The 12,124-nt window shown below is 50.4% G+C and carries 5 protein-coding genes and 2 pseudogenes; 6 read left to right on the top strand and 1 reads right to left on the bottom strand.

What is annotated here, in order from left to right:
• Positions 1–38: 38 nt before the first annotated feature.
• The 5 genes from ACN4EK_RS05915 to ACN4EK_RS05895 are packed head-to-tail and all read left to right on the top strand — an operon-like array spanning position 39 to position 10,530.
• Positions 39–2,831, top strand: a complete 2,793-nt coding sequence (locus ACN4EK_RS05915) for a CHAT domain-containing protein (protein ID WP_431656582.1) — start codon at positions 39–41, stop codon at positions 2,829–2,831.
• 54 nt (positions 2,832–2,885) lie between these two features.
• The gene (locus tag ACN4EK_RS05910; RefSeq protein ID WP_431656581.1) at positions 2,886–4,886 is read left to right on the top strand and encodes a hypothetical protein; all 2,001 of its coding nucleotides are present in this window, start codon (positions 2,886–2,888) and stop codon (positions 4,884–4,886) included.
• A 2-nt stretch (positions 4,887–4,888) separates the two neighbouring features.
• Positions 4,889–5,764, top strand: a complete 876-nt coding sequence (locus ACN4EK_RS05905) for a hypothetical protein (RefSeq protein WP_431656579.1) — start codon at positions 4,889–4,891, stop codon at positions 5,762–5,764.
• Positions 5,761–9,663, top strand: a complete 3,903-nt coding sequence (locus ACN4EK_RS05900; protein ID WP_431656578.1) for an nSTAND1 domain-containing NTPase — start codon at positions 5,761–5,763, stop codon at positions 9,661–9,663. Before ACN4EK_RS05905 ends, ACN4EK_RS05900 begins: the two co-directional genes overlap by 4 nt.
• 60 nt (positions 9,664–9,723) lie before the next feature.
• On the top strand, positions 9,724–10,530 hold the full coding sequence (locus tag ACN4EK_RS05895) for a DUF928 domain-containing protein (RefSeq protein ID WP_431656577.1): 807 nt from the start codon (positions 9,724–9,726) through the stop codon (positions 10,528–10,530).
• A gap of 272 nt (positions 10,531–10,802) precedes the next feature.
• On the opposite strand, the pseudogene ACN4EK_RS05890 reads toward ACN4EK_RS05895, so the two are convergent.
• A pseudogene (locus tag ACN4EK_RS05890) lies at positions 10,803–11,108 on the bottom strand (transposase); the annotation flags it as partial.
• An 81-nt stretch (positions 11,109–11,189) separates the two neighbouring features.
• On the opposite strand from ACN4EK_RS05890, the pseudogene ACN4EK_RS05885 reads away from it, so the two are divergent.
• Positions 11,190–12,119, top strand: a pseudogene (locus ACN4EK_RS05885) (ISAzo13 family transposase); the annotation flags it as partial.
• Between the last annotated feature and the right edge of the window lie 5 nt (positions 12,120–12,124).

The following is a 12,124-nucleotide window of genomic DNA, read 5'->3' as shown; positions in this document are numbered from 1 at the left end:
CTCATGGTTTAGCTGCTGCCCCCAACTAGAAACTAGCCATGTTCCTGTCTCGCCTCCGTCCAGTCCAGCGCTTATGGTCATTCCTGGGTTTAGGGATGGCGACCCTGCTGCTGATCCTGGCTCTCAGTCTGCATCCCATTCCTGGTGTCGCTCAACAAATTCCTGGCGATCGCCCCACCCCAACCCGTAGTCCCCAACCTGCTCCTGATCTGGTGCAGCAGGGCAAAACGGCTTACCAACAAGGGCAACTGAACCAAGCCATAACCCTCTGGCAACAGGCTGCTGCCACTTTCGCCGCCCAGGGCGATCGCCTGCATCAAGCCATGACCCTCAGTTATCTGGCTCAGGCTCATCAGCAATCTGGAGACTGGGACAATGCCAGAACCGCGATCGCCCAAAGCCTGGAACTATTGCGGCAACCCAACCAGGGAACTAGAAGCGAGCGACTGCGGATTCTGGCAGAAGCCCAAACTATCCAGGGGAGCCTGCAACTAGATCAGGGACAGGCAACGGCAGCCTTGACCAGTTGGCAGCAAGCTGCTGATGCCTTTCAACAAGCCGGCGATCGGTCAGGAGTAATCCGCAGTCAAATCAACCAGTCTCAGGCATTGGTCATCCTGGGATTGTACAAACGCGCCAATCAACTGCTAGAACCGCTCTATACCCAACTGCCGCCGGAAGCCCCCCTGCAACTAGCGATTCTGCTCAACTATGGCGAAACTCTACGGTTGATTGGGCACCTGCAATCGGATGAATTGCAGCCATCCCCCAGTTCGGAAGCCGTTCTGCAACAAGGGCTGACCCTGGCCCAGAAACTACAGTCTCCTGTAGAGATCACCCGATCGCAAATTAGTCTGGGCAATACCTATCGCGCCATTTATGACCAGAAAAAACGGCTCCAACCCAATCCCTGCCCTGATCCACAGGTACTATCCTACCAGCACCAAGCCCTGCAAGCCTATCAAACGGCAGCCGCAACCACAACTGTCTCAGCCAGCAAAATTCAGGCTTTGCTGAATCAACAAAGTCTGCTCTTAGGCAGTCCAGCTGACCACGAAACCCTCGGTAGCCAACCCGCCCAGGTCGTTGCCACGATCGCCACCCAGATCCAACCCGACCTGGATCGCCTGCCCTTGAATCGCACCTCCCTTTATGCCCGGATTCAACTAGCCTACAATCTGCTCCAGATTGGCAACCGTCAGCCAGCCATACCCCTGCTGCAAACCGCGATCGACCAGGCGGCACAGTTAGGCGATCGAGCAGCCCAATCCTATGCCCTGGGTTATCTTGCCCAGGCTTATATCCAACCACGGCAGACCGGAAATGATCCGCAACTGATGGCTCAGGCGTTAACCCTGACCACCCAGGCGTTGCAACTGACCAGAGAACTCAATACTCCCGAAATTGCCTACCGCTGGCTGTGGCAGTTGGGTCGGCTGGAGCGGGACACCCATCCAGAACGTGCTCTGCAAAGCTATCGGATGGCTTACCAAACGCTGCAATCCTTTCGCACCAACCTGGCACCAGATAATCCAGATTTACAATTCTCCTTCCGGGAGAATACCGTCGATCATGTCTACCGGGAATTTGTGGATTTGCTGCTACAGTCCGAGTCTGGAAAAACCAAAGCCCAGTCATCTGACCCAGAAGCGGCACATCTGCAGGAAGCCCGTCAGGTGATTCAAGACCTGCAAAGTGCTGAACTCTCTAACTTCTTGCAAGAACCCTGTGCCCTCAGCAACATTGAAGCGATCGACAAGCGAGTCGATCAACCAGGCTCCTTCACCGCCACGCTCTATCCAATTCTGTTACCCGATCGCATCGAAGTAATTGCTAAATTCCCTAACAGACCGTTATTCCATTACGCCTATCCGATTTCCGAAACAGAAGCGCGTCAGAAGATGGCTAAATTTCAATTCGATTTACAGTTACCTTACACCTTTGATCAGGTGAAACAGGAAGGGCAGGAAATTTACCGATGGCTGATGAATTCAGCGGTGCAAGCCGAATTAGAGCAAGCCAACATTAACACGATCGTCTTCTCCCCGGATGGCCCTTTACGTAACATTCCAATGGCGGCGCTGCATGATGGTAGCGGTTATCTAATTGAAAAGTACGCGGTTGCCGTCACCTTAGATCTGGTTGTCACCGATCCCAAATCCCTCCCCAGCACTCGCCTCAACGTGTTAGCCGCCAGCCTCGCGGAACCGCCCCAGCAGAAAACCAAATTCAGATTTGCCAAATTACCCTATGTGGATGCAGAGGTGGATGCCATCCAGAAACTGCCAGGAATTGCCGTGACTCCCATTCAGGGTCAGCAATTTACGCGGGATGGATTCAATCAGAAATTTAATGGGTCTCCCTTTCAAATTGTGCATATTGCGACCCACGGACAGTTTAGTTCCAACCCAGCAGAAACCTTCATTCTCACGGCTGCCAGTTCTGCGAATGGTCCGTTGTCGGACGGTAAAGTCCGGTTGCAGGATTTTGATGCCATGTTCCGCACTCGCGTTCTCAACCGCCCCGATGCGATCGAACTGCTGATCCTGAGTGCCTGTGAAACGGCTTCTGGAGACGATCGAGCCACTTTGGGAATTGCCGGAACCGCCGTTCGCGCCGGAGCCAGAAGTGCGATCGCTTCCCTCTGGAGCCTGGATGATGCATCCAGCCAAACCCTGATTGCCACCTTTTACAAGACAATTACTCAACCCCAGACCAGTCGTGCAGCAGCCCTGCGTCAGGCCCAACTGGCATTATTACAGGCAGATGATGATGCCTACGCTCACCCCCGTTACTGGGCACCATTTCTACTTGTCGGTAACTGGCTCTAATCATCGCTATCTGTGTTCTGCTCATCCCCACTGAATTTCCTCCGGAGACTGTGCATGTCTGACCAACTGCTTTATTTCAACGGTATTAATGGTGTGACTGGAGGCTATCTTTTACCACCGATGCCTCTTGAGCAAGTTGCCGAAATGGCTCAGGGCGAAGAGTTTGACCCAGCACACTTAAAAGAACTGCAGCGCAAAGATCGCCACGTTAAAGGGATAGAGCCAGACTTTGCCCCGATCGAGGGAGTAGATCCCAAAAATCTCGCTGAAACTGGTTGGGGTATCATCTTTGCCTTTGATCCAGAGACGAAAGGCCCCAGTCCGGCGATTAAAGCAGCACTACGGGAATTGCTGGAGCATCGCCACAGCCAAGCCACTCAGAACAACGAAAAATACTATCAGGAATACATCTATCGCCCCGGTGAGTCAAAAAATCAGTTTTTAGCCCGGTATGGGGTGGGACCAGGACCTGCTGATCCAGACAAAATGCCCTATTACCTGCTGATTGTAGGCGATCCAGAAACCATTCCCTATCGGTTTCAGTATCAGTTGGATGTGCAATATGCGGTAGGGCGGATTGACTTCAGCACCCTAGAAGAGTACGCCCGCTATGCCCACAGTGTGGTCGCCGCCGAGACGAGTCCATTTTCCCTGCCACGCCGTGCTAGTTTCTTTGGGGTATGCAATCCAGATGATCAAGCCACCCATCTGAGTGCAGCCCATCTAGTGCAACCCTTGGCGGAATGGATGCTCCAGGATCAACCGGGCTGGGAGGTGCAATCTATCTTGCGGGAAGCCGCCACCAAGTCCCGATTAGCGGAGGTGCTGGGAGGGAGTGCCACCCCTGGATTGCTGTTTACCGCCAGTCATGGCATGGGATTTCCCAGCGGCGATCGTCACCAAATTCCCCATCAAGGTGCCTTGCTGTGTCAGGAGTGGCCGGGACCCCAGTGGCGTCATGCCATTCCAGAGGACTTCTACTTCTGTGCAGAGGATGTGGGGGAAGCCGCGCGATTACTGGGCTTAATTGTCTTTCACTTCGCCTGTTACGGTGCGGGCACTCCCCGGTTTGACGAGTTTACCCATTGTAGTAACAGTGCAGAACGGGCCGCGATCGCGCCCCAGGCTTTTGTCGCTCGTCTGCCCCAACGCCTGCTCAGCCATCCTAAAGGGGGGGCATTAGCGGTAATTGGTCATATCGAACGCGCCTGGGGCTATTCGTTTTCCTGGGCAGATATTCGTGGCTTAGGACAATCTCGGCGGCAATTGGCTGTTTTTCAAAGTACCTTAAAGCGTTTGCTAGAAGGGCATCCAGTGGGATCGGCAGTAGAATATTTCAACGAACGCTATGCTGAATTGTCCTCCGATTTGAGCAGCGAGTTACAAGAGATCAAGTACGGACAAGATGCGGATGCGTTGACTTTAGCAGGGATGTGGACTGCCAATAATGATGCTCGCAATTACGCCATCATTGGTGATCCTGCTGTGCGATTGATGGTGGGAACTCAGCCTTCTAACACCTTGGAACGTCTCACGATTGAACCTCTAGTTCTATTGACTGCACCATCCCCAAAAGAGTTTGCCAAGGAGCCTGTAAACATGATTGAAAAGATCATAATGTCTGAGTCTACAACGTCTGAATCGACAGTGCAGGATTATGGCTTATTTGATGCTCTGTCATTAAAGCAAACTCAGGAACGCTTGATGGCTACGTTGCAACAGTTCTCCGATCGCTTGGGGAAATCCCTGCAAAGTGCGATCGATGAAACCTCTAGCCTGGATGTTGGCACTTACACCAGCGAGGATCTGAACAAGGTACGGTACAATCCCGTGACTAAGCAATTTGAGGGGTCTGCAAAACTTCAAGTGCTGACTCGAATTAATCTGGATGGAGATACTTTTACCTGTTTTCAAGAGAAAGATGGCAAGGTGGATGAGGCTCTGGGGAAAATCCACCAGAACGCTGTCACGCAGGCGCAGGCCCATCATTCTGAACTGCTTAAGCTCACGGTTTCCACTGTTACTGACCTGTTGAAACTGTTTAAGGTGGTGTAATTTTGAGTCGGAGTCAACCCTCTCCTGTGTTTCAACTGTTTGACTCCATCCTAGCGGCGACCACTCCAGAGATCGTCAATGTATGGGTGACCTGTCCTGGAACGACGTACTCAGAGGTCGTTTTGGCAAACTCTTTGGCATCTCAAGAATTCCAGGGATCTGAGCCGTTGGCATCAGTGTCATTCGATGCTGAGACGATGAATTCAGAGGTTGCTGTAGCTATCCCTGTGTGGCGCGCCAATTTCCCGGCGGATTTCAGCCAAGCAACTTCATACCTGACTGAGAGTGAAGCCAGTCTCTGCCAATCTCAACAAGCCTTAGAGTCTGCTATGGATCGAATTCAACGGCTGGTTCACTGCATCGATTCTCAGTCTGGTCTATCCTTTGCACTGAACTCTGTTGCTACAGGGCAACCCCAACCGGAACGGGAATTACTGGCAACATTGCAGCAGATGCAAAACCCAGAGATCCCAGTCAGCTTCGGTCTTGGGGAAGAAATTGCTGGTTTTTCCCACCAGGTCGTTGAGCAGTTTCAGGCCGTTGTGGAGCGATCGCTGCAAGTCATTGCCCATTATGCCTGGATCGAAACTCAGGTCGAGGGACGTACCCTGGCGCGAACATCTGTGGGGTGGTTAGGAAATGCCAATAGCATCTGGCAAACAGGATTGACGGCTGCCCAGGTCAGTCTGCACCAACGCACCGTGATTTTAGCTCTGGCATCCAGGGATACGGTATTGCAAATTTTCGGTGTCACCGTGCAAACGGCGTTGAAATTGTCTGTTCTTGCCAGTGTGCCGGGTGGGTTAATCCTGATGTTGCCAGTGGCATGGAAGTTCATCGATCAGGTCATGACTCAATTTAGGGAAGTTAGTCCATGAGTACCTTTGAAATTGCTCTCCAGCGGCAGTTTGAGGATGCCTGGCCGATTGTGGTCAAAATTAAGTCTATTGATGGGCTAACTACCCATGCAGCAGGCACGTTTCGCCTCAGTGCCGATGATTTTACAGAGCTAATCGAATTACAGGAGAACCCTGAAGCCTATGGCATCCTCTTGGGCAAACGGCTGTTTCGTGAAGAGATCCGGGATACTCTCATCTCCGCTCGTAGTCAGACGACTGGCTATCTCCGGGTGTTGCTCTCCCTGGAAGTAGACAAACAAGATCGGTTGCGCACTCTGCATTGGGAATGGCTTTGCGACCCGGTTGAATCTGGCGGCTGGAATTACCTGGCACTGGATCAAAAGTTACCCTTTTCCCAATATATTCCAACGCATATCGATCGCCGCTTTCCTCCCATTGGACGGCGGGATCTACGGGCACTCATCCTGGTCGCCTCTCCAGAAGATTCACAGCGGTTTAAATTAGCCCCGTTTAATGTCGCAACCACGATCGCTGGGGTGCAAGCATCTCTGGGAAAAATTCCCTGTGATGTCCTGGCAAACCATGTAAAGGAAGCGATCGCGGCTCCTACCCTGGATAACCTCTGTGAGCAATTAGCCAATGCACAACGCCCCTATACTCTGCTGCATATTGTCTGCCACGGCAGGCTGATGACCGCTATTGAGGGCGATACGGTTCTCTACTGGGCAACGGCCAGCAATCAGGTAGAGCCAATTCCTGCAAAAACCTTACTGAGACGGCTGTATCAGCTTGGTGGAAAAAATGGCTTGCCCCATCTGATCTTTCTCTCCACCTGCGAAAGCGCTGACCCTAGAGCTGAAGGAGCCTTGGGTGGATTAGCCCAACGGCTAGTTCGAGACCTCGGTGTGCCTGCGGTAGTGGCGATGACCCGTAGAATCAGTGTGGAAACGGCGTTAACTCTGGGTCAGCGATTTTATCAGCGGTTGAGAGAATCCGGTGAAGTAGACCTGGCACTCCAGGCGGCAACCGTCGGTCTGGCCAGTCGTTCAGATGTGGTTGTTCCTGCCCTGTTCAGCCGTTTAGGGGAGCGACCTCTATTCAGCGATCGCCTGGAAGGCCGTGAGCTGACGGATGCAGAAATTGAGTTTGGCATTGCAGAGTTTGGCAAGCTGATCGACGATCGGGCTCCCAACGCCACTAAGCTGAGAGAAAGTCTCAATCTCCAGGTGCAAGTCTTAGCAACCTTTCGGGGAGCCACATCCAGTCCTGGATTGACCCAACGCCAGCAAGCCTTGAAAGAACTCAACTATCTCTGCGAACAAGTTCTGGAAATTAGCTTTGATGCCCTGGCTGCTCTGGGTAAGGAACCGCCGCCCTATCAAGCAGAATGCCCGTTTCCTGGCTTATCCTCCTTTGCAGCAGCAGCATACCACCGCTTCTTTTTTGGTAGAGATGAGTTAGTTAAGTCGCTGCAAAAAGAGCTGGTGAAAGCCAACTTCCTGGCAGTGTTAGGTCCTTCTGGCAGTGGCAAGTCTTCCATCGTATTAGCCGGGTTAATTCCCCAACTCCAACGCCAGGAGCCATCTCTCAATTTAGCCTATTTAACTCCAGGTAGCGAACCTCTGGAGCAACTGGAAGCTAGCCAGGTTGGTATTTCCGGTGAACCCACTGTGTTTGTGATCGATCAATTTGAGGAACTGTTTACTCTCTGTACTGATGAAGCTAAACGTAATGAGTTCATCGATCGCCTGCTCAATCTGGCACAGGGGCAGAAAGTCATTCTCACATTGCGAACGGATTTTCTAGGCGAGTGTACTCGTTACCGAAAATTGAGTCAGCGGATCGAAGAGCGCCAAAAACTGATTGGCCCAATGACAGCGGCAGAATTGGGCAGAGCTATGAAAATGCAGGCAGATCAGGTGTTGCTGGAATTTGAAGCAGGCTTGAGTAATGCCATTCTGGCTGAAGTGGAGGATGAACCGGGCGCCATGCCCTTACTGCAATATGCTCTACAGGAGTTATGGAATCGCCGCCGGGGAAGATGGTTGTGTTATGAGGAATACGAGGCGATCGGGGGAATGCAGCAGGCGATCGCTACCACTGCAAATCAGTTCTACAACAATCTGTCAGCCCAGGAACAGCAACAGATCAGGCATATCTTTGAGCAATTAACCCGCATTGATGAAGAATTTGAGCCATCCAATCAGGATGATCAACCCAGAGATACTCGCAGGCGAGTCACTGTGAATCAATTAGTGACTGAAACGGGTGACCTGAATCAAACTAAAAATCTGATCGCGAAATTAGCCAATGCTCGTCTCGTCATTACCAGAGACAATGAAGTGGAAGTTGCCCACGAAGCCTTAATTCAACACTGGCCCCTATTACAACGATGGCTAACTGAAAGTAGACCCCGGCTTAAACTGCAACAGCAACTTCGTTCCACGATTAAACGCTGGCAGGAAAGCCAGGATGACGGAGAATTGCTGCGCGGTGGTTTATTGCAAACCGCTAGCGCTGATCTAGAGGCTACACCCGCTGCCTTCAGCCAGGATGAAAAAGCCTTTATTCGAGCGAGTCAGGAGTTGCCCCGCCGTAAGCCCAAGCTGCCTGCCGTCTTGCAAGCCAGTTTTGCCGTAACCGCCTTCGTTACCGTGATCCGCATTTTTGGACTTATGCAACCATTAGAATTGGCGGCTTATGATCAGATGATGCGACTGAAGCCTGGGGAAGCCAAGGATGAGAGACTGTTAATTGTTGCCGTTAATGATCAGGATATTCTAGAGCAGTCCAAACGCAATGAGCCAGGAGTAGGAGTGATCAAAGATCCCTCCCTACAAAAGCTGCTCCAGAAATTGCAACAGTATAAGCCTCGTGTGATTGGGTTAGATGTACTCCGTGATGCTCCAGATGATCCATCAACCCAGTTAGACCAGTGGCTCAAGTTGTTAACAGCGCACAGAATTCTGGTTGGCATCTGCACATCACCGGAAGGCACCGTCATAGGGCAGGGGGGCCGTTATCCGGTTGCCCTCTCCTTAGACCAGATAAAGGATAGTATAGGCTTCAGCAACTTTTTAGCGGGTGATAACGAAAACAATCGGCTGCAACCTTTGCTTAACCCCATTGTAGAAGACAAAATTTGTCCAACTGAGCAATCGTTTAGCTTTGCGATCGCCCGTCACTATCTAGAAGCTAGGGGGATATCCTATCAACCACCCCTTACCCAGGAACATCAATATACGGGGGATTTGAAATTGGGTGAGACTCCGATTAAACGACGTACAGGTCTGACAGCAGGCTATCAGGGAGATTTGAGTGAGCCGCCCACCTACCAGATATTTCTGAATTACCGTTCCTACCAAGGAGACATCAATAATTTTGCTGAACGAGTCAGTCTGCAAGAAGTCCTGACTGACAAGCTTTCTGAGCAACAGGTCAAAGATAAAATTGTGATGATTGGAATTGATAGTGAGTTTAGTGCTCCGGATGTTGTATTCACAGCCTTTGGCAAGAGGTCAGGTCCCATTGTGCAAGCGCAGATGGTCAGCCAGATTGTCAGTGCAGTTGTGGATCAACGCCCTTTGATCTGGTGGTGGCCTGTCTGGGCGGATATACTCTGGATTGGGATATGGGCTACAGCAGGTGGGCTGATTGTTTGGTGGTTTCACCAACCCCTGCATTGGGTTATGGGTGCAGTATCCCTCATCAGCCTTACGGGAATCTGTTATATCATTTTCACCTCTCAAAGTGGCTGGATACCCCTTGTCCCACCGTTCTTTGCTTTAATCAGTGCGGCAGGTATTGTCGCATTCATCACCTTCAAACTGCGACAGGGCAATTCTCGAAAAAAGAGCAATAGGGCTAAAAAGCTGGTATTTATCTTCCCTCATTCCAGTAAAACACCCTCATCCTAGCCCTCTTCTAATCAGAGCCACCGTTACATCAATCGTCAATCTCTCGTTTAGAGTTTAGATATGCTTCATTTCAAGTCATTTTATACTCAGTTAATTGCCTGGATTAGTATTTTTCTATATAGCATTACTTTTTTTCTATCCAGTTTCGTGACGTGGGTACCACCTGCCGAAGCCAGTTGTTACTTTATCTTTTTCTGCTCGAACAGCAAGAGTAGTTTTAGAAGTAAAGGAGGGGTACGACGAGGTCCTTGTGCGACGGAAGAATTTACATCTATAGTAGCCCTTGCTCCTGAGAAAAAGTTGAAGTCAGCCCTCGGCTCTAGGAAAAAAGTGGCATCAACTGTTCAGGACTATCCAACTTTCTGGTTCTATCTTCCTCCCTACCAGAACTCCATCCAATCAGTAGAGTTTGTCTTGTTAGATGAAGGCAGACATTTGTTTCAAGAGCCTATTTACGCCCAGTTACCTCAGAATTCAAGTGGGATGATTGCTGGATTAACTCTTCTAAACAGAGGCAAAGCTTTAGAAGTGGGTAAACAATATAGTTGGTATTTCTCAATCCTATGCGATCCTTACAAGCCATCCAGAAATCCTGAGCTAACTGGACAGATTCAACGAGTGCTTCCAAGTACACTGATCGTTTCTAACAAGCCAGATTATCTTGTCTACGACAATACTTATACAGGGCAAGAGGGCATTGAGAGCGTTGTCTTTTATGACACAGTAACCCAGTTGATCGAGAAACGTAGTAGCTATTTATCAGACTGGAGTACTTTACTAAGCAATGCAGAAATCCCCGATTCTGCTAAACCTGTGAAATTAGACATTCTGGATAGCTCCCCAGAACACTGCAGCTTCCCAAGTTGAAGTACCGCTAAATTTTCAGGAGCGCAACCTTCGAGCCGTCTTCGCGAAACGCGACATCTAATACCCAATGCAATTGATTCTCAATCCCTCAATGACCTCGCACAACTTCAATAAATCGTTGTGCACTCAGCGGTAAACTCATGAGGAAATAGCGTTTCTCTGTTGTTGTCTTTACACTGACCGTCCGTTGCGACTCAATACAACCAATTACTTATTAAACGACAATGCAGATGGGCTCTTCCCAACTTTTGATGCTGGTGGCGAAATATTACTTAATCTAACTGAGCCATTAGTTTTACAAACCGAGAAGTTCGAGTTGCAGCCCGTGGTAGATCGGATAACCAGTTGAAAATTCGCTTAAAGTTGATGGCTGTTGCCGTCATCAGATGTTGCAGATGGGTTTTGGCTAGCCCAACATATCGAGCGCGTCGTAGACCATGAGCACGCACCCCCTCTGAAAGTGTTCCTTCAATTCCAGCCCGACGGGCATATTCTGTTTGATAGTCTAGCGTAGCCGCTTGCTGTCTAGCGGTTTGCAGTGCTTTGTACTGCGCTTCAGGACGGAGGGTAAGGACTCTTATAAAAATAAGTTGCGTAACTTTCCCCTTTTCCCCTGGGTGAAATCGTTAGGCTAGATAGAGTGGCGTTCTAGTTGCACCATGGTTCCTGATTCAGTAGTCAAGCAAATTGAACATAAATATCAACACCTTAGCCCCTTCTTGAATGAGCGTAGCCGTCGGTTATGGGCTGCAACGGAAGCAGAAGCGTTGGGGTACGGTGGCATCGTTGCCCTCCATCGTGCCACTGGACTGAGCCAAAATACGATTCGTGCAGGACTCAAAGAATTGGGTGGTGAATCAACAGAGTTGCTTACGTCTGAACACATTCGCCAAGCGGGAGGTGGACGCAAACGAGTCGAAGCGCGAGACCCTCTGATTTTAGAAGCGTTGGACCGTTTAGTCGAACCCACCACTCGAGGAGAACCCGAATGTCCTTTGCGCTGGACGTGCAAGAGTGTCAATCAATTGGCAGATGCTTTGCAGGAGCAAGGGTATACCATTTGTGCCATGACGGTGTACACGCTGTTGGTAGAAATGGGCTACTCGTTGCAGAGCAACCGCAAGACCCAGGAAGGCAAGCAACATCCGGACCGAGATAGCCAGTTTAACCACATTGCTCGGCAGGTGGAAGTGTTTCAACGGCAGCACCGTCCGGTGATCTCGATTAATACCAAGAAGAAGGAGAACCTGGGTCAATTCAAAAATGGGGGACAGGAATGGCAACCGAAAGGTGAACCAACTGCTGTCAAGACCCATGATTTTCCTGACAAAGCCCAGGGTAAAGCCATTCCCTATGGCATTTATGACCTGACTCATAACCAAGGGTGGGTGAATGTTGGCATTGACCATGACACTGCAGAGTTTGCGGTTGAATCGATTCGCTGCTGGTGGCAGCACCTCGGACAAGCCCAATATCGCCGCAGCAAGCATCTGTTAATTACGGCAGACTGTGGGGGAAGTAATGGTTATCGCAATCGGTTGTGGAAGCTCAAACTGCAGGAGTTTGCAGATGAAACGGGCTTGACATTGTGCAA

This window comes from Pantanalinema rosaneae CENA516 (genome assembly GCF_050753385.1).
GTDB lineage: Bacteria > Cyanobacteriota > Cyanobacteriia > Leptolyngbyales > Leptolyngbyaceae > Pantanalinema > Pantanalinema rosaneae.
Note: the sequence above shows the minus strand (reverse complement) of the source record. Positions and strands in the feature narration are given on the sequence as shown.

Bases quoted from the DNA above. Each gene is read 5' to 3' on its own strand.
- ACN4EK_RS05910 (WP_431656581.1), top strand. From the start codon at position 2,886: ATGTCTGACCAACTGCTTTATTTCAACGGTATTAATGGTGTGACTGGA.
- ACN4EK_RS05900 (WP_431656578.1), top strand. From the start codon at position 5,761: ATGAGTACCTTTGAAATTGCTCTCCAGCGGCAGTTTGAGGATGCCTGG.
- ACN4EK_RS05895 (WP_431656577.1), top strand. From the start codon at position 9,724: ATGCTTCATTTCAAGTCATTTTATACTCAGTTAATTGCCTGGATTAGT.
- ACN4EK_RS05915 (WP_431656582.1), top strand. From the start codon at position 39: ATGTTCCTGTCTCGCCTCCGTCCAGTCCAGCGCTTATGGTCATTCCTG.